The 18,174-nt window shown below is 51.8% G+C and carries 18 protein-coding genes and 1 tRNA gene; 12 read left to right on the top strand and 7 right to left on the bottom strand.

All coding sequences use genetic code 11. The annotated features are described in order from the left end of the window. Window positions 1–47: 47 nt before the first annotated feature. The 7 genes from tyrS to lpxA all read left to right on the top strand — a co-directional run bounded on the left by tyrS (window position 48) and on the right by lpxA (window position 6,396). Window positions 48–1,217: a tyrosine--tRNA ligase gene (tyrS, locus tag F454_RS0102770; RefSeq protein WP_018969093.1), complete on the top strand. Its 1,170-nt coding sequence runs from the start codon at window positions 48–50 to the stop codon at window positions 1,215–1,217. A gap of 15 nt (window positions 1,218–1,232) precedes the next feature. Then, entirely contained in the window at window positions 1,233–2,588 is a 1,356-nt protein-coding gene (locus F454_RS0102765; protein WP_018969092.1) for an MBL fold metallo-hydrolase, read from the top strand. A 69-nt stretch (window positions 2,589–2,657) separates the two neighbouring features. After that, entirely contained in the window at window positions 2,658–3,470 is an 813-nt protein-coding gene (locus F454_RS13935) for an FKBP-type peptidyl-prolyl cis-trans isomerase N-terminal domain-containing protein (protein ID WP_018969091.1), read from the top strand. 189 nt (window positions 3,471–3,659) lie between these two features. Next, window positions 3,660–4,340, top strand: a complete 681-nt coding sequence (locus tag F454_RS0102755) for a metal-dependent hydrolase (RefSeq protein ID WP_018969090.1) — start codon at window positions 3,660–3,662, stop codon at window positions 4,338–4,340. A gap of 47 nt (window positions 4,341–4,387) precedes the next feature. Beyond that, entirely contained in the window at window positions 4,388–4,876 is a 489-nt protein-coding gene (gene ispF / locus F454_RS0102750; protein WP_018969089.1) for a 2-C-methyl-D-erythritol 2,4-cyclodiphosphate synthase, read from the top strand. A 5-nt stretch (window positions 4,877–4,881) separates the two neighbouring features. Continuing rightward, window positions 4,882–5,577 carry a RadC family protein gene (radC, locus tag F454_RS0102745; protein WP_018969088.1) on the top strand — a complete coding sequence of 232 codons (696 nt, stop codon included), beginning with the start codon at window positions 4,882–4,884 and terminating at the stop codon, window positions 5,575–5,577. Between the two features lie 51 nt (window positions 5,578–5,628). Continuing rightward, window positions 5,629–6,396 (top strand): acyl-ACP--UDP-N-acetylglucosamine O-acyltransferase, encoded by a 768-nt coding sequence (lpxA, locus tag F454_RS0102740; RefSeq protein ID WP_018969087.1) that lies wholly within the window; start codon window positions 5,629–5,631, stop codon window positions 6,394–6,396. A gap of 117 nt (window positions 6,397–6,513) precedes the next feature. Here the strand turns inward: lpxA and F454_RS13930 are convergent, their stop codons facing one another. Together F454_RS13930 and F454_RS0102730 are read right to left on the bottom strand one after the other, a co-directional pair. Further along, complete coding sequence (locus F454_RS13930) at window positions 6,514–7,566, bottom strand: ThuA domain-containing protein (protein ID WP_018969086.1); 1,053 nt, start codon at window positions 7,564–7,566, stop codon at window positions 6,514–6,516. Window positions 7,567–8,253: 687 nt separating this feature from the next. Next, a tRNA-Arg gene (locus F454_RS0102730) sits at window positions 8,254–8,328 on the bottom strand. Between the two features lie 224 nt (window positions 8,329–8,552). Between F454_RS0102730 and miaB the strand changes: the two genes are divergently transcribed. Beyond that, entirely contained in the window at window positions 8,553–9,905 is a 1,353-nt protein-coding gene (gene miaB / locus F454_RS0102725; protein ID WP_018969085.1) for a tRNA (N6-isopentenyl adenosine(37)-C2)-methylthiotransferase MiaB, read from the top strand. An 89-nt stretch (window positions 9,906–9,994) separates the two neighbouring features. On the opposite strand, the gene F454_RS0102720 is transcribed toward miaB, so the two are convergent. The 4 genes from F454_RS0102720 to F454_RS0102705 form a co-directional block, all read right to left on the bottom strand. After that, the gene (locus F454_RS0102720) at window positions 9,995–10,534 is read right to left on the bottom strand and encodes a hypothetical protein (protein WP_018969084.1); all 540 of its coding nucleotides are present in this window, start codon (window positions 10,532–10,534) and stop codon (window positions 9,995–9,997) included. Between the two features lie 150 nt (window positions 10,535–10,684). Next, a complete protein-coding gene (gene folD / locus F454_RS0102715) occupies window positions 10,685–11,557 on the bottom strand; it encodes a bifunctional methylenetetrahydrofolate dehydrogenase/methenyltetrahydrofolate cyclohydrolase FolD (protein WP_018969083.1) in 873 nt (290 codons plus the stop codon). A gap of 64 nt (window positions 11,558–11,621) precedes the next feature. Then, window positions 11,622–12,284, bottom strand: a complete 663-nt coding sequence (locus F454_RS0102710; RefSeq protein WP_018969082.1) for a hypothetical protein — start codon at window positions 12,282–12,284, stop codon at window positions 11,622–11,624. A 316-nt stretch (window positions 12,285–12,600) separates the two neighbouring features. Next, window positions 12,601–13,227, bottom strand: coding sequence for a CC0125/CC1285 family lipoprotein (locus tag F454_RS0102705; protein WP_156817104.1), 627 nt, complete (start codon window positions 13,225–13,227; stop codon window positions 12,601–12,603). Window positions 13,228–13,402: 175 nt separating this feature from the next. On the opposite strand from F454_RS0102705, the gene lepA reads away from it, so the two are divergent. The 4 genes from lepA to F454_RS0102680 all read left to right on the top strand — a co-directional run bounded on the left by lepA (window position 13,403) and on the right by F454_RS0102680 (window position 17,522). Then, window positions 13,403–15,199, top strand: coding sequence for a translation elongation factor 4 (gene lepA, locus F454_RS0102700; protein ID WP_018969080.1), 1,797 nt, complete (start codon window positions 13,403–13,405; stop codon window positions 15,197–15,199). Window positions 15,200–15,345: 146 nt separating this feature from the next. Then, window positions 15,346–15,738, top strand: a complete 393-nt coding sequence (locus F454_RS0102695; protein WP_018969079.1) for a hypothetical protein — start codon at window positions 15,346–15,348, stop codon at window positions 15,736–15,738. Window positions 15,739–15,740: 2 nt separating this feature from the next. Next, window positions 15,741–15,983 carry a hypothetical protein gene (locus F454_RS0102690; RefSeq protein WP_018969078.1) on the top strand — a complete coding sequence of 81 codons (243 nt, stop codon included), beginning with the start codon at window positions 15,741–15,743 and terminating at the stop codon, window positions 15,981–15,983. A 1,059-nt stretch (window positions 15,984–17,042) separates the two neighbouring features. Next, window positions 17,043–17,522, top strand: coding sequence for a hypothetical protein (locus tag F454_RS0102680; RefSeq protein ID WP_018969076.1), 480 nt, complete (start codon window positions 17,043–17,045; stop codon window positions 17,520–17,522). A gap of 467 nt (window positions 17,523–17,989) precedes the next feature. On the opposite strand, the gene F454_RS16560 is transcribed toward F454_RS0102680, so the two are convergent. Beyond that, window positions 17,990–18,174: hypothetical protein (locus F454_RS16560; RefSeq protein WP_205618979.1), on the bottom strand; the 185-nt coding region annotated here is incomplete at its 5' end.

The raw sequence follows: 18,174 nt of genomic DNA, 5'->3' as shown, positions 1-18,174 counted from the left end.
ATGCTGGCACTCCACACTTCACATTTCTAATTTATCACTTTTTGACAATGTCAAACGCACTAGAACAACTTGTAGGCGGCACCGCCAAGGTCCTCTCTGAAAAAGAACTCGCTGAAAAGCTGGAACTCGGACGCCCGCTGCGGGTCAAGCTCGGCGTCGATCCGACCGCTCCTGACATCCACCTCGGACACACCGTGGCAATTGAAAAATTACGCCAATTCCAAGAACTCGGCCACACAGCCGTACTCATCATTGGCGACTTCACCGCCACCGTGGGCGACCCCACTGGCCGCTCCGCTGCGCGCCCGCCAATCACCCGCGAGGAAGTCCTCTCCAATGCTGAAACCTACACCACCCAGGCGTTCAAGATCCTAGACCCAGACAAAACCGAAGTCGTCTACAATGGTGATTGGTTCAACAAGATGACCTACGATCAGGTACTCAAGCTCAACGGCCGCGTGACCATGCAGCAGATGCTCCAGCGCGAGGATTTTAAGTCCCGACTCGCTGATGGCAAGGAAGTGCGCCTCCACGAAATCCAATACCCAATCATGCAAGGCTGGGACTCCGTCGTAGTAAAGTCCGATGTCGAAATCGGCGGCACAGACCAACTCTTCAACATCCTCGTAGGTCGAGACCTACAGAAAGAGGAAGGCATGCCACAGCAGATCGTCATGCTCATGCCACTCCTCGAAGGACTCGACGGCGTGAAGAAAATGTCCAAGTCTTCGAAAAACTACGTTGGCGTCTCCGAGCCAGCTCCCGAGATGGTCAATAAACTCATGTCCATCTCCGACGCGTTGATGGACAAGTACTACCTCATGCTCCTCGGTACCAAGCGCGACGCATCCATGCACCCGCGCGATGCCAAGCTCGAACTAGCCCGCCGCATCACCGCTCGCTATCACGACGAAAGTTCCGCGGCCGACGCTGTGCAGAAGTGGCTCGACCGCTCCAAAGGCGACCAAGGAGCCGGCGCTACCGATGTGACACTTGCCGACTTCCCGACTGAACTCACCGTGCTCAGCATGGCATCCTCAGCCTTCCAGATCGGCTTCAACCTGAAAAAATCGAATGGCGAACTCAAGAAGCAAGCCATCCTTCCTGGAGCGATCCAACTCAATGGTGAAAAGCTCACCGACCCCAATGCCGTTGTCACTCTAGCAGTGGGCGATGTGCTACGCTTATCCAAAAAACACACCGTAAAATTCTGCTAACCAATCACACGCATTATGCAATTCCAGAACCTAGCACGCAAAAACGAAATCGGAGCCAATTGCTATCACCTTGAGACTAGCGATTGCTCGATCGTGCTCGATTCCGGGATGCACCCGAAGCACGAGGGCCCAGATGCCCTGCCGGCACACCACGAACTGCCGCCGCATAGCGTCGATGCCATCGTCCTGAGCCACGCGCACCTCGACCACACAGGCACGATCCCCGTGATCATGCGCGACCAAGAGGACGCCCCTCTCTACCTCACGGAAGCCACCTCTCACCTAGCCAAAGCCCTGCTCCACAACTCCGTGAACGTGATGCAGCACAAGCGCCTCGAATTAGGCATCACCGAGTACCCACTCTATGGACACCGTGAGCTCGACCGACTCGCCAAACGCTGGGAGCCAAAGCCCTACGAAAAGCCTTGGAAAATCAATCGCGACACCCAGCTTAGTTTCTACGACGCGGGGCACATCCTCGGCTCAGCTGGGGTCATGATTGAATCCGAAGGAAAGCGCGTTTTCTATACTGGTGACATTCAGTTCGAAGACCAAACCCTCATCACCGGCGCACGTTTCCCAGAAGAAAACATAGACGCACTCATCATCGAAACGACTCGTGGCGCCGCACCGCGCGCCCCCGGTTACGACCGCCAGTCCGAGGAAGACAAACTACTCCAAGCCATCCTCGATACGATCGAGCGTGGAGGATCAGCCCTGATCCCAGTATTTGCAATGGGTAAGACCCAGGAAGTACTTACCATGATTCATAAGTTCAAGTCGGACGGACGCCTGCCAGAAAAGACCCCAGTCTACATGGGCGGATTGAGCACAAAAATGACACACATCTTCGATGACCTCTCCGACTCCACTAGCCGCAAACTTCCCGACTTTAAGATCCTGGAAGACATGGACATCAATACTGGTTCTAAAAAGCACAAGGGCGCTCCCATCACCTACCGTCCAGGCGCGATTTTCTGCCTTTCTAGTGGCATGATGAGCGAGAACACCACCTCCAACATCTTCGCCCAAACCTTCGTATCCAACCCCAAAAATAGCCTCCTCTTCGTGGGCTATTGCGATCCAGATTCCCCCGGTGGAGCAATCCGCGAGACACGCCATGGAGACATTATCCGACTCTCAAAAGATAAAGACCCAGTCGTACTAAACTGCCCAGTCGAAATCTTCGACTTCTCTGGCCATGCCACTCGCGATGCCATTCTCGACTACATCCTCCGCGTACAAGCAAAGCAAGTCTTCCTCGTTCATGGCGATCTACCAGCCAGCGAATGGTTCCAGCAACAACTCGCTGAAAGACTTCCGAACTGCGACTGTATCATTCCATTACCCAGCAAGAAATACAGCATCTAACAAATTCTAAACGCTCAACATTCCTAAGACAAGAAGCTCAGACGCTATCGCTATCACTGAAATACTTATATGAAAAAAACACTAATTAGCACCATCAGCATCGGCCTCAGCGCCCTTGCCTATGCACAAAACCCTGCACCACAAGCACCAGCAGAAGCTCCAGCCCCGATCGACCCAGCAGTCGTGAAGGCACGCGTATCCTACGCCATCGGATATCAAAATGCATTTTCTCTCGCCAGTGCTGGCCTCAAAGGCAGCGACTTCGACAAAGATGCTATGCTCAATGGCTTCCTATCCGGACTTGCTGGAGAAGAACTCAAATTTAAACCAGAAGAACTCGACGCTGCCATGCAGCAGCTCAAAGGCATCGTCGATGCACGTGACGCCAAGCTTGGCGAAGCGAACCTTGCCAAGAGTGACGCGTTCTTCACCGAAAATGGCAAGAAAGATGGTGTGGTCACCACCGAATCCGGCCTCCAGTACACCATCATCGAAAAAGGTGGCGACAAAAAATATGAAGCTCCTGCCGAAATGCAAAATGGCATGGACACGCAGTCCGAGTTTCTCGTGAACTACACTGGCACGCTACTCGATGGCACAGAATTCGACAAGTCACCAGAAGGCCAAGCACTACCACTCACACTCCAAGTCATCCCCGGCTTTGGTGAAGCACTCAAAACCATGCCTATCGGCGCAAAATGGAAAGTCTTCATTCCAGCAAAGCTCGCCTACGGCCCACAACGCCAAAGCTCAAAGATCGAGCCTAACTCGGCTCTCATCTTCGACATCGAACTCACCGAGATTCGCAAGCGTCAAATGCCTCAGGGACTCCCCTTCCAGCTTCCACAAGGCGCACTCCCTCCGGGTCACCCAGGTCAGTAGACCTCTAGCATAAGGATGCCCATCAGCGGCAACACTCGGATTATCGAGTCACTAAATACCTTACAAAAGCTGCTCACTCGAGCAGCTTTTTTGTTACCCACGCGATGGCACCTCAAGTCAGAAACATGATAGCGATACTTCACCCAAAATTTTCCTTCAAAAAATGCTCTAGCAAGTCATAGTCTGCGTATGAACGTCACCTTTTATGGACACTCTTGTTTTTTAGTTGAAGTAGCAGGCACTTCGATCCTTTTTGACCCCTTTATTTCACCAAACCCACAGGCCTCAGCTCTCGATCTTGAGACGATTCAAGCTGACTATGTCCTCATCACCCACGGTCATGAAGACCACGTGGCTGATGCCGAAGCGATCCTCAAGCGCACCGGGGCAACACTCATCTCAAATTATGAAATTGTCTGCTGGTTTGGCGAGAAAGGTGTCGAAAATGGCCACCCGCTCAACCACGGTGGCAGTGTGCAATTACCCTTTGGCAAAGTGAAATTTGTCAATGCAGTCCATTCCTCGGTTCTCCCAGATGGCTCCTACGGCGGCAACCCTGGCGGCTTCGTCGTGGAAAGCGAAGAAGGCAATTTCTACATTTCTGGCGACACCGCACTCACCTACGACATGAAGTTGCTCGGCGAGTTCCACCAGCTCGACTGGGCTGCGCTCTGTATCGGCGATAATTTCACCATGGGCTATGAAGATGCTGCCATCTGTGCCGAATGGTCAGGTGTTACCAAAGTCCTTGGTACCCACTTCGATACCTTCCCATACATTGAAATTGATCAATCAGAAGCTCGCGACCACTTTACAAAGGCTGGCAAGCAGCTCCTGCTGCCAGCAATCGGCGAGACCGTATCGCTGTAATACATCGCTCCTACCCAACCTAGCACCATTTCACTCATTCAATCTCTATGAAGATCCGTACTGGCATCGGCTACGATGTCCACCAATTCGCCGAAGGTCGCAAATGCATCCTTGGAGGTGTTGATATCCCCCATTCTGTGGGGCTCCTCGGGCACTCCGACGCCGATGTTCTCTGTCATGCCATTGCCGATGCCGTACTCGGTGCGCTGGGACTACCAGATATCGGCTACTACTTCCCACCAAATGACGAGAGCATCGAGGGGATTTGCTCACTCGACATCCTACGCCGCTGCCGTCAACTCGCCGATGAAAAAGGCGCTGACCTACAAAACGTAGACTCAGCACTCGTCGCCGAAGCACCCAAGATACTTCCCCATGTCGAGGCGATGAAGGCGAACATCGCCAACGCCCTTGGGCTTGAGGCCGCTGACATCGGCATCAAAGCCACAACCAACGAGACCATGGGCTTCGTTGGCCGCAAGGAAGGTATCGCCGCCATGGCAACCTGCTGCCTCATCATCAACCAAGCCAACTAAGCCACATGGCAGGGAATATCATCAATGACCTGCCTGAAGACGAGAGGCCCAGAGAAAAACTCGCCAAGTGGGGCCCGAGCTCGCTCAGCAATGCCGAGCTACTCGCCATATTCTTACGTGTCGGCACTCCAGGCAAGAACGCCATCGAGGTGGCTTCTGAGCTACTTCAAGCTCAGGGTTCCTTACAGTCGCTCGGGCGTGCCGATGTCAAAGAATTAGCCCGCCAACACGGCGTAGGCCCCGCCAAGGCAGCGCAAATTGCCGCAGCCTTCGAACTCGGCTTGCGCGCAGCCAAAGAATCTATTTCCCAAGCTTCACTCTCAACACCTGAAGAAATTTTCCAACACATGCAGCCGCTCGTGCTGCACCAGAACATCGAAAAGCTCTACCTCCTCTTGGTAGACTCAAGGCTCAAACACAGCCGCACCATTGAGCTCTCTAGCGGCTCGGTGAATGAAACGGTGTGCCACCCACGCGACATCCTCCACCACGTCCTTCTCCACCAAGCGTGGGGCTTCATTTTGGTGCACAACCACCCCAGCGGTGATCCAAGCCCAAGCCGGGCCGATGAGGACATGACGCACCGGATCCATGAGGCAGCTCAGCTGCTTCAAGTACGCTTCATTGACCATCTCATCATCGGAGCGCACCACCCACAACGAGGCCCTTATTACTCATTCCGTGAATACGGAAAATTTTAACGGTAACAATAACTAGTAAATCCCAAGCCCAGCAATCTAAGCTCACCCATCATGATCCACCCATCAGCAATCATTGATCCCAGCGCCAACATCGGCGAAAACGTCAGTATCGGAGCCTTTTCTATCATCGATGCCAATGTCACCATTGGCGACAACTGCAAGATCGACCCTCACGTGTGGATCACCAACCAAAGCACCCTAGGTTCTGATAACTTCGTCGGGTATGGTTCCCACATTGGTGGCGACCCACAAGACCTTTCCTTTGACCCCACCACAGAATCCTTTGTAAGGATCGGCGACCACAACACCTTGCGCGAGCACGTCACCATCAACCGCAGCACCAGCGCGGGTGGCGCCACCGTGATGGGCAACCACAACATGCTCATGATCAACAGCCACCTCGCTCACGACGTACAGATGGGCGATCACAACATCCTTGCCAATGCCGTCTTGATTGCCGGGCACATCCACATGGGCAACCACGCCTTCCTCGGCGGTGGTGCCGGCTTCCACCAATTTATCAAAATTGGAGATTACGCGATGTCGCAGGGCAACGCAGCGATCTCCAAGGACATCCCTCCCTATGCCATGGTGCATGGCCAAAACCAGTTGGGCGGACTCAATGCCATCGCGCTTCGCCGCGCAGGCTTCGACCCGAAGACCCGCTCTGAGATCAAGGCTCTCTTCAAACTTCTCTTCAAAAGTGAACACAACATGGCAGAAGCCTTGATCGAATGCCAAAAACAAACGTGGTCACCAGCTGCACAGTCGCTGATAGACTCCGTCAGCCACCCCTCCAAAAAAGGTGTGATGATGTAGCGCTTGAAGGGAGACGATTTCTAGAACATCGCGCTGTGCTGCTATTCTTCCATGCAAAGCGGGTTCTTGGAAATGCCCCAAGAACCCGCTGTAATGCTCCATCAAGAGCGAGGGCGCTTATTGCTGCTCCTTAGCCTTGCGCTCAGCTTCTTTCTTGCGCTGAGCAGCTTCACGAGCCTTACGCTTGTTTGCCATGTAGTTCGCTGGGTCTTCAGGGCGGGCGTCCACCTTGATGGTGTCGAGCGTGAGACTAGGCATTGCGATCTGATCGATGACTGCATCAGGAGCAAAACCATCAATATTTCTGTTCATGTCCTCCACGGTGAGTGGCTTGGACTCCACACCATTCTCTGGCACGTCAATCTTAGCCGTCCAGACGATTGCGTTAAGCACTAGCTTGCGGAAATTGTCCACGGCCCAGTTGCTGTGGTAATGGCCACCAGTGAAGCCCACGCCTCGGCTCGCGTTTTCGTCTTTTGGTTTGTTGGCCCACATGATGGCGACTTGCTTACCAAATTGATCATCACCTGGCTGGTGCCATATGTTGTTGTACTTGGTAATTCTCTCAGGAACCACGAGCGCGGATGCGAGCACCTGATGCTCCGCATTGAAAAGCATGTTGTAGTACCACTCATCATTCGCTTCCACTTTATCGATACCATTCTTCACTGGATGCTCAGAGTTGGGTGTCAATGTGGCAAACCAATGCGGGTTCACTGAAACATCGTTGTTAAAGTAGCCACCGATCCATTGCATGAAGTACTTCTCTCCTACTTCGACACTTGGGTGCACCCCATAGTGGATGAACATCAGCCCCATGCCGCGGTCCACAGCTTGCTGGACACGATCCAAGGTCTTTTGATCCATTCTACCAGCCGCATCCGCATACACAATTGCGGTATCCACTTCTTCAAAGAGATTCTCATCCTGTGGCCAAAGGTGCTGATCCCCCTTCTGCATCGCATAGAGCTCAGTATCCACATCCAGCCCACTTTCCTTCAGTGCCTTGATCAGCAGTAAACAACCAGCTCGGTGTTCGTGTTCACCCACTTGGTGAGATTGTGGCCCGGCAATAAAAAGGATCTTCTTATTGTTAGAGCGTTCTTCGGCAGAACACACCAATGATACTGGCATCAAGGCGACGAGACAAAAGCTTAGTAATTTCTTCATAGGTCTAGCAGATAAATGTATATTCTTAAGGATTTCAGTAACTTTCACCACTGTGAACCCTGCAAACAACGAGCAAGAACTTACGCACTCGCTCATGAGGCTAGTTTGATCTTAATCCTCTTACCTTGCTAGTATATTTTTAGGATAATTGCAACAACGCCCGCAATTGCCCCTCGACTGAGCTGGTACCCTGGTCGGGAGTCGACCCCGAATCTAAGCTTTAGGAATGCTGTGCCGCCGGGCGGCTTCACCCCTCTGAGCGAAAAGCGAAGCTTCCCGCATGGGCGACGCAGGAGCCAAAGCCTTGTTCTCTATAGTTCAATGGATAGAACCCATCGAAGGCATTTCAGCTGGTACCCTGGGGCGGAGTCGAACCCGAATCTAAGCTTTAGGAATGCTGTGCCGCCGGGCGGCTTCATCCCTCTGAGCGAAAAGCGAAGCTTCCCGCATGGGCGACGCAGGAGCCAAAGCCTTGTTCGCTATAGTTCAATGGATAGAACCCGTCGAAGGCATTTCAGCTGGTACCCTGGTCGGGAGTCGAACCGCCATCTAAGCTTTAGGAATGCTGTGCCGCCGGGCGGCTTCATCCCTCTGAGCGAAAAGCGAAGCTTCCCGCATGGGCGACGCAGGAGCCAAAGCCTTGTTCGCTATAGTTCAATGGATAGAACCCATCGAAGGCATTTCAGCTGGTACCCTGGTCGGGAGTCGAACCCGAATCTAAGCTTTAGGAGAGCCTTGTTCTATCCATTGAACTACCAGGGCGCGTCCACTTGATTGCCTGCAGCTGAACAGGACCACGAAATGCTAGGAAGCGAATTCGGGACTGACAAGTTTCAATCCACTTGCAATCTAAGAAATTGGCGTTATACCCCCTCAGCTAGCGCGGATTGCGAATCGATGCTACCGTACGCGCCCACAGCAAGCACTCACACCAAAAGGAGACAAAGATCATGCCTAATGTATTTATCAAGACCTACGGATGACAGATGAACGAACGTGATTCTGAGCAGGTTGCTCAGATGTTTACTGAAGGTGGTTATACCGTAACCAAGGACGAATTCGAGGCAGATGCGATTCTTGTGAATACCTGTTCCGTGCGCGATCAGGCAGAGCAAAAGGCGCTCGGCAAGATGGGAAGCATGGTGCGCCACCGCCAGAAGCGCCCACACGTCGTCTACGGCTTCATGGGCTGCATGGCCCAATCCCGCGGCAATGAACTCTTTGATAATATCCCCCACCTCGATGTGGTGGTCGGCACTCAGAAGTACCACAAAGTTTTTGAATACGTCGATAGCATCCTCCAGACTCGCATGGAGCGTCGTATGGACGACCTCAAACTCACCTACAAAGGTGACCACATCTGCGACATCGACGAGGAGAAGGACTCACAGAATACCATCAAGGACCACACGGTGGAGAGCATCGAGCCAGCCACCTTCGTATCGATCATGCAGGGCTGCAACATGAAGTGTTCCTACTGCATCGTGCCCGACACCCGCGGTCGCGAGCGTGGTCGCCCGATTGCCGACATCGTGGAGGAGTGCAAGGACCTCGTCGCTCGCGGCGTGAAGGAAGTCACCCTGCTCGGTCAAATTGTGAACCTCTACGGTCGCACCGAATTTCCAAAGGTCGACGGCAAGTCCCCATTCGTGCAGTTGCTTGAAGCAGTGCATGCGATTGATGGGCTCGAGCGCATCCGCTTCACTTCGCCGCACCCGATCGGTTACCGTGACGACCTCGTGGAAGCCTTCACCTACCTTCCCAAGCTTTGCTCACACATCCACTTCCCGATGCAGAGCGGTAGTGACCGCATCCTCAAGGCAATGCGCCGCCCGTACAAGAACGAGAAGTTTGTCGAGATCATCAAGAAGATGAAGGCGGCTCGCCCAGACATGGCAATCACCACCGACATCATCGTCGGCTTTCCTGGGGAGACTGAGGAAGACTTCATGGACACCCTCAACACCGTGAAGGAGCTCGAGTTCGACAATTGCTTCGTCTTCCGCTACTCACAGCGTCGCAACACGCCAGCAGCGGACATGTTGGAGCAACACAGCGAAAAGACCAAGGAAGACCGCAACCAGCGACTCCTCGCAGTGGTCAACGAGATTGCCCAGCGCAAGAACAACGCGCTCGTTGGCTCTGTCCAAGAAGTCCTCTGTACCGGCCCATCAAAGAACAACCCGAACACGCTGACCTCGCGCACACCGCAGAACAAGATTGTAATCATGGAAGGGAATCCTGATCGCCTCGTTGGCAAGATCATGAAGGTGCGCATCGACGAATGCACCGGCTTCACCCTCTACGGCACGCCGATCATTGAGTCCATTGAAGACTAATTGAACGATGAATGCGCATGGCTATCTAGCTAGCCAGTGATCAAAAAATGCCATGAGCTCATCATGGCACCATGATATCTAGTCGCCACTCACTCTGATGGAGCCACCTTTTCAGAGCTATTTTCTGCGATGGTTTCTTCAGTGCTAGCCTCTTCACCCGTGTCCACTTCAGCATCTTCGGGTGCATCTGTGACTAAGACATCATCCTCAAGGAATTCGCCATTCTCAGCTGCTTCGATCAAAGCTTGAGCTTCCTCATCAAGATACTGAATTGCCAAGGCCTCAGCCACACCGTCTTTGAGTCCAGCATGGCGTGTGTTCTCGACTCCCCAGCGGTTGTGTTCCGCTGAGTGCATGATGATTGCATCCGCCCCCATTTCTTCAGCTTGATCACGTAGTGACTCGATCAATGCTCGCGTGCTAAACTTTTGCTGACCTTGCTCCACAGTCACAATACCGATCTCACTGTAACTCTTACCAACCGGTAAGGCGTACAAAACCTCCACTCCTTCTCCCTCCCCGTTCAAAGCTGATGCTCCATTGTTTGCAAAATCACTACAGGAACTCAGCGGAATGATAGCTGACACTGCAGCTACCGCGATCAAAGGGTTAACAAACTTAAATTTCATTGATAGTTAATTATTAGACTTCGATCAGCCTAAACCAAAAACGCCTTTCTGTGTAGAAAGAAATCGTTCAAGTGTCTTTTCTAAAGCAAAAAACCCTGAATGCACCAGCACTCAGGGTCATGAACAGTCTCAATACTTTCGCTGAAGAACCTATTGGTTTGCGTACTTCGCAGCCTGTACCGTGTTCTGCATGAGCATCGCAATTGTCATAGGTCCGACACCTCCTGGAACTGGAGTGATTGCCTGACACTTGGGTGCCACCTCATCGTAGGCAACATCGCCGACCAATCGAAAGCCACTCTTCTTCGATGCATCTTCGATACGGTTAATACCCACATCGATCACTGTGGCACCATCCTTCACCATGTCAGCGGTAACAAACTCTGGCTTCCCGATGGCTGCGATGACAATGTCCGCACGACGGCAGACTTCGGCTAGATCTTTGGTGCGGGAATGAGCCACCGTCACTGTCGCATTGCCAGCCTTGCCCATGAGGAGCAATGCCATTGGCTTCCCTACGATCATCGAACGACCAATCACCACGGCTTCAGCACCAGATGTTTCAATGCCAGCTTCTTTCAACAAACGCATGCACCCAGCTGGTGTGCAGGGCACGTACCCTGTAGGGTCTTCGAGCGCGAGCTTAGCCACATTCTCAGGGTGAAATCCGTCAACATCTTTAGCGGGGTTGATCGCGCGCACGATAGCCTCTTCATCGATGTGCGCTGGCGGCGGTGATTGCACTAAAATTCCATGAATGGCTGGGTCGTTGTTGAGCTCCTCCACTACCGCCATCACCTCTTCTTGGGTAGACTCGGCTGCAAGCTCAATCTTGCGAGAATAAATGCCGAGCTCTTCGCACTTACGCGCCTTGGACCCCACATAGACTTTAGAGGCCGGATCTTCACCGATAAGAACCACCGCAAGACCAGGCTGTATCCCTTTGGCCTTGAGGGCTGCAATATCGTCCGCACATTCTAATAGAACCTTCTCTGCTACTAACTTCCCGTCGATTTTCTGCATGCTTCTTGCATACGCCTAGCAGCGAGGTGAGACAACCCTTAATCGAATCCAAAACCATGAATTTTCATAGGCTCAGCACCCGGCATTCTAACTGCCCATTCTTCTGAAACAGCACACAACAAAGGCTGGCTTTACGGCTCACAGAAAAGCCACGCGCCCAGCGAGCGCTCCAGCCATCATGCTGGTAGGTCTTAGCCACCAGATAGAGAGTGCTCTGTTGAACCCGAAATCCCAAAGGCCTGAGCTCCCCCACACTCAGGGTCACTGACTCACCTGCATGCTCCAGCCTTACTGGCTGAGGAGCCAGATTGACTCCAAGCATGGTCCTTGAGCCCCCTTGATGCACTGGAACAACCACGGCGCGCGACTGAGATTCCTGCCTCAAGACCAGAATCACAAAATCTCCAGAATGCGGGATATCTAGGGTGCGCCACCCTAGCCATTGCTCCCCCACTCGATGCAGCAACGGCAAATCCCCGCAACCTCTGTAGGTCACCCACCTACCACGCTGTCCGCTGCGCTCAGATAAAGTCATCACTTCCTGTCCAGAGCGAAGGCCCAGCACCATCGGCTCCGCCCTCTCAAACGCTTGCTGCTTCGGATGCGTGACAAAGCTAGAAGCTCCCAACTCAAATTGTAGCACGGCAATCCTCGCAGTGATCCCGTCCTCCGCAATCACTAGACTAAGCGTGACGAGATGAATCCAAAAAACTAAGCGCCAAATCACATCTCATAGGGTGTCAGCAAGCAAATATCGAGACAAGCCCACAAGCCACACACAGCACACCGTGGACAGCTCAGCCCCTAAATCTAGGCATAAAAAACCACACTTAGCTCAACACTGCACGGCGGTAAATTATCCAATATTCCGAAGCTGATTGCGCAGATTACTGACCTTAGAATTCTGGGGCAGCATCGTCGAGAGACGTCGATCAACCAAGTGCATGAGTGGCAACGGCTGGCACTAGACGCCGCCTCCCCATCAACAGGCGCACGCAACCTCCCCCCTGCGCTCGATCATCGAAGACGATGGAGCAAGCCATCTATTGCCCTGCAGCTAATGCCTTCTGCACCTTTTCGTCCAAGTGCACAGCACCGATGTCTGAGCTAAACTTCTGCGCCTCCTTGAGGACCTCGCGAGTGATTTTTTTGCTTCCACCTCCACGATATCGCATCATCAAAGAGGCGTGATGGATCTTGTTCACCTTCGTGTATGCAGGAAAATGCTGCGGTGGCACAAAGACCGATCGGAAAGTGGTGATCGGCACCACCTGGCCATTCGGCCCACTCACGTATTCTACCACCGGCACGTCCTCCCAGTAACCGGGCGTCGAGCTCGGAGGGAAATTACTTTCCTCCAGCTCAGTCGTGGCTGATTCGTGGCTCACCACAAAGCTCTCTTGTTTGTCGAGCATCGCAATCTCGGCAGCACGCACCAGAGCAAAATACGCACAGGTGTCACGCTCAGGTTTGTTGAAGCCAGTGTAACTCACCCGATAGTGGCCGTCGGCTAATTTTTGCTGCGAATACCCACCCCACTTTCTGGAATCTCCCTGCCATGGAAGCTTCGGAGCCTGTGTCATCGGTTGGTAAAACTTATCCGCTGTCGTGCAACTCGCCAGCGCCGCAACCACCACTCCGCATAGAAGATTTCTGATCAATGGGTTCACAATGATCGATGTTAGTAGGATGGCATTCGATACACCAGTATGAAATATCTTAGTCGTAGAGAATTTTTTGCTGTAAAATCATGCCAACTTCGATTCTCTTGCGTCCAGCAATCATCTTGTGTCGCCACGCGCCGCAGGAGCAACCATTTCAATCACTGAGATTTTACCCAGCGCTATGTCCATCGAGCTCACGAGAAACTTTTCGATCATTGCCCACATCGACCACGGCAAGACAACCCTCTCCGACCGCCTCTTGGAGTTCACCAAGACTGTCGCAGAACGCGACCAACAAGATCAATTGCTCGACGCAATGGATCTTGAGCGCGAACGCGGCATCACCATCAAATCCCACCCGGTGAGCATGTTCTACAGCGCAAAGGACGGTAAGCGCTACCAGCTCAACCTCCTCGACACCCCAGGTCACGTCGACTTTTCCTACGAAGTTTCTCGCTCACTCGCAGCGTGTGAGGGCGCGATCCTCATCGTCGACGCCGCCCAAGGTGTCGAAGCACAAACGATGGCCAACCTCCACCTTGCCAACGAGCAAGACCTGAAGATCGTGCCAGTGATCAACAAAATTGACCTCCCGTCCGCAGACCTTCCCAAGGTTCACAAGCAACTCGAAGACATCATCTGCATTCCAGCAGAAGACGCGATCCCTGCATCTGCTAAGGCCGGCATTGGCATCGAAGACATCCTCGAAGCAATCGTCGAGCGCGTGCCACCACCGGTCCAACCAGAAGATGAATTCCTCAGAGCCTCAGTCTTCGATTCAATCTACGACAACTTCCGCGGCGTGGTATCCTACGTGCGCGTGATCTCCGGCAGCATGAAGCGCGGCACACGCATCAAATTCTTCCACACACCAAATACCTACGAGATCAAAGAAGTGGGCGTCTTCACTCCAGCCATGACCAAGCGCGACGAGCTTCACGCTGGCGACGTAGGCTACGTGATTGCCAACATGAAGTCAGCACACGACGTGAAAATTGGTGACACCATGACCACCTCAGTCAAGCCATGCCCAGAGCCACTCCCCGGCTTCAAAGAAATCCAGCCAATGGTCTTCTCTGGCATCTACCCAGTAGACACCTCAGACTACGAAGCTCTTAAAGTAGCAGTCGCCAAGCTCCAAATCAACGACGCAGCATTCTCCTACATGTCAGAATCCTCAGCCGCCCTAGGGTTTGGGTTCCGCTGTGGCTTCCTTGGACTCCTCCACATGGAGATCATCCAGGAACGACTCCGCCGTGAGTTCAACATGGACATCATCTCCACCTACCCATCGGTCATCTACGAGATCACTCAGACCGATGGCGAAGAAGTCATCGTCGACAATCCATGCATGCTTCCCGAAGCTCAACAGATTCAAGAAATCCGTGAGCCCATGGTCCGCGTCTACATCATGACACCCGGCGACTACATCGGTGACCTCATGAAGCTCATCATGGAAAAACGTGGCGACATGGAGAACACCGAAACCATCGACGACCTCCGCGTCATGCTCACTTGCCGACTGCCACTCTCAGAAATTCTCGTCGACTTCAACGATCGACTCAAATCCATGACCCGTGGCTACGGTTCCATGGACTACGAACACGATGGCTACCGCGCCGCCAAGATGGTCAAGATGGACATCATGATCGCAGGCGAACCAGTCGACGCCTTCTCCACCATCGTCCACCGCGATAAAGCAGAATCCTACGGCCGCAAGCTCTGTGAGAGACTCAAAACCGTAATCCCACAGCAACTCTTTGTCGTGGCGATCCAGGCCGCCATCGGTGGTAAGATCATCGCCCGTGAGTCCATCTCCGCGATGCGCAAAAATGTAACCGCCAAGTGTTACGGTGGTGACATCTCGCGCAAGCGCAAACTCCTCGAAAAGCAGAAGAAGGGTAAAGCCAAAATGAAAGCCATCGGCAAGGTCAACATCCCACAAGATGCTTTCATCAAGGTGCTCAAGAACGACTAAGTTCTCCTTATCCTTCAGCATCCTCCCTCTCACCTAGCGCATCATCTGAAGTAGTCAGTTGCTGTGGTCATTTGATATTGACCAAAACACCGTAGTTGTTAGGCGTTAGTTGTTACTAAACAATTAATCGAACCCAGCTCTACTGCATGTTAAATAAAATCCTAAAGTCATTACAGATCAGCACCTCAGCCATGGTATTGATACTGGGTGTCATCTTGCTGTTTCAAAGTAGCAATTTCTGGGAACTCAAGCATGAACTTCGCGGCCTCACTCAGCGCACCATCCATATCGACATCAGGGACAGCGACAACAAGCCTCTCGATGGCTACACAGTCTCGATCACTCCCAAATACAGCTTTCATAAGATTCACCCGAGTTATGATTTCTCCGTAATGGCGCCCGGTCAATTGAATGCTCATGTAAGCTATGCCAATGATTTTATCATCAATATCAGCGCCCACGGTCACGAAGGGTTTCAGCAGGAATTCGGAGCCGATAGTGAGAGCTCGATTCAAGTCATCCTCGAGAAAACCCAATAAGCATGGAAGACATTGAGCAACTCTCCAAGATACTCGATGAAGCCTTGGAACAGTATTCCTCCTCTCGCAGCTTTAGCACTGACCTGAATGCTCTGTTCGCTGAATCTCAAGGAAACGCGCAACTACGCACACTATTACGTAAGCTCGCATTCCGCCACGCCACCAATTCCATCGAAGAAATTGGCGAGATCCCAACACTCGACTGGCTTCAGCAAGTCGTACGCGGCATCTACGAGGGCTCTTGACCATCAAGTAAACCTAGATTCTATAGCTCCATCAAACACACCGTAGCCAACATCAATACTAGGATTCGCTCAGGGGTTTGAAGAATAAACTGTTATGCTAAAATAATCAGCGCACATGAAAGAACTAATCGGCATCATTTCTTTGATTATAATGGGAGCGGCTTCCGAACGGATCTCATTGAGAATGAAACATGACAGTGGTTTGGGGTTCGTTCTTCGTAAGATCATCCCAAACATATGCTTCTTGCTTATTATCCTGCTTCTAATAGCGCTAATCCGAAACTTACTTAATTTCTAATCATGCTAATAAGCGTAATCATTGGCATCATTTGGTTCTCCGGCATGGAATATTTCCGTGGGCGGCCATCCACATCATCAACAGTTAGTTTCGTCCTAAGTTTCGTAAATCCAATTGTAGCCATAATGATCATCACTCTGCATAGTCTGTCTGACTTTTGGACTTTTTATGGTCGTTTTTCATTACTCTACCTAGACTTTAGTGGTTTTTAACCTCCCTATCTAGGCAAGACCCTTAGGAATTACCCATTCGCTGTAACCTCCCTATCTAGGCAAGACCCTTAGGAATAACCCATTCGCTGAAGGCGAATCCCATACCAGCCTAGGGTAAGGCGAAGCATGAGCCGCAACCCTAGGCCTCTTCATTAAATATACCTTCCCTGAAGGGGAAGCACATAAGTCGAGGGGAAAGTGATCCATTTATGTAAGCTCCCCCATGATACATGGTGCCACATGATACATGGTGCCAGGCTCACATGACATTGGTAACCTCAAGCAAGATCATTCCGTGAGCTTAACAAGGGACGATAATGCACAATGAGTGATAATCCGATATCGTGAAGGGTGATATCAGATGTGTGGAGATTGTTGAATTTTAAGCCATCTAAAACTAACAAAACACTCGATTTAAAGGTCGACAAAGAGGCTGAATTCCCTTTAAAAATAAAGTATGAAGCAGTTTTTCAGAGATCAATCAGTAAGGGGTGAGGTAGGATCTGATATCGCTCAGGGGTTTGAAGAATAAACTGTTCGCCTCAGAAAATGAAACTCCTCATACATGTGCTTCTCATTGCATCCTTTGCGGGTGCGTGCAGCAAGCAGGAAGAGAGTCGCAAGGATCCAGTGGCAGGACGAGAGATTATCGAGCTTGAGGACGGGAAGGGCTACATCCTGAAGTCAAAAGATCGTCATGTTCCACAAATTGAGATCTCGATTTCTGAGAACTATTTCGGTATCGCTCAGCTTTCGAGTGATGGATCAGGAATCCCTCCGATAACGATCATGTCAAAGGATGGAGTCATCGAAGTGAGCCGATCGTGGATCGAAAACGGAAACGAGGTGATTGTAACCGACGAGGATGGAGACGGTCTCGCCGACTACCGAATGATCATCCCCCACGACAGGTCCACCGGCAATCGAGGGAAGATTGAGGACATTTCACACCAATTCACCCAACGAAAGCCGAAGGGAAAAACCAAAGGCGAACAAGACGCGGCTGGACAACCCGCTACCCCGCAGTGAGTTGACATGACCCTCTTAACTCGAACATTCAACCCTGTTGCGACACGGCGCTCCCGGTAGCGGGCGCCAGCGCTCGGACGTTCTGCTAAATATGAAGCATCTCCGCACTCTAACTATAATCACGGCTACTCTAGTGCTTATTCCATTTTTCACCAACGTCTTTGGATGGAACATTTTAGTGCACTCATTTATTGGAACTAGTTCGGCAGTTATTGCTGTGGAAGACGGACATTGCCATATTTCATGTCACGGAGGACACGAATATATCGAAGGCTCAGAGGACACAGTCGAATCAGACGTTCTTATTATCGATTTTGATTACCAACTTCTTGAATTAGGAGATTTGGGTATCTTCCTCTCTCGCAGATCTGAAGCTCTATCTCCTATAAAATTCCGAATATTCACAGAAGACGGGCGCTCAGGATTTGAATTTCCATGGTTGCTCTTACTGTTAGTTCCCTTAACACTTAAGCTAACCTCCTCAAAATTGCCTCTGCAGAACAAGATAGAATGAGAAGGTGAAGACGGTACATTGAACCGTTTTCTGCTATGCTTCTCACCCTATGAAATACCACATTCCCACTCATACGATCGGAATCGATCTTGGAGATCGTTCTCACGCTATCTGCATCCTTGACCAAGCTGGCGAAAC

The organism is Rubritalea marina DSM 17716, assembly GCF_000378105.1.
Classification (GTDB): domain Bacteria; phylum Verrucomicrobiota; class Verrucomicrobiia; order Verrucomicrobiales; family Akkermansiaceae; genus Rubritalea; species Rubritalea marina.
Note: the sequence above shows the minus strand (reverse complement) of the source record. Positions and strands in the feature narration are given on the sequence as shown.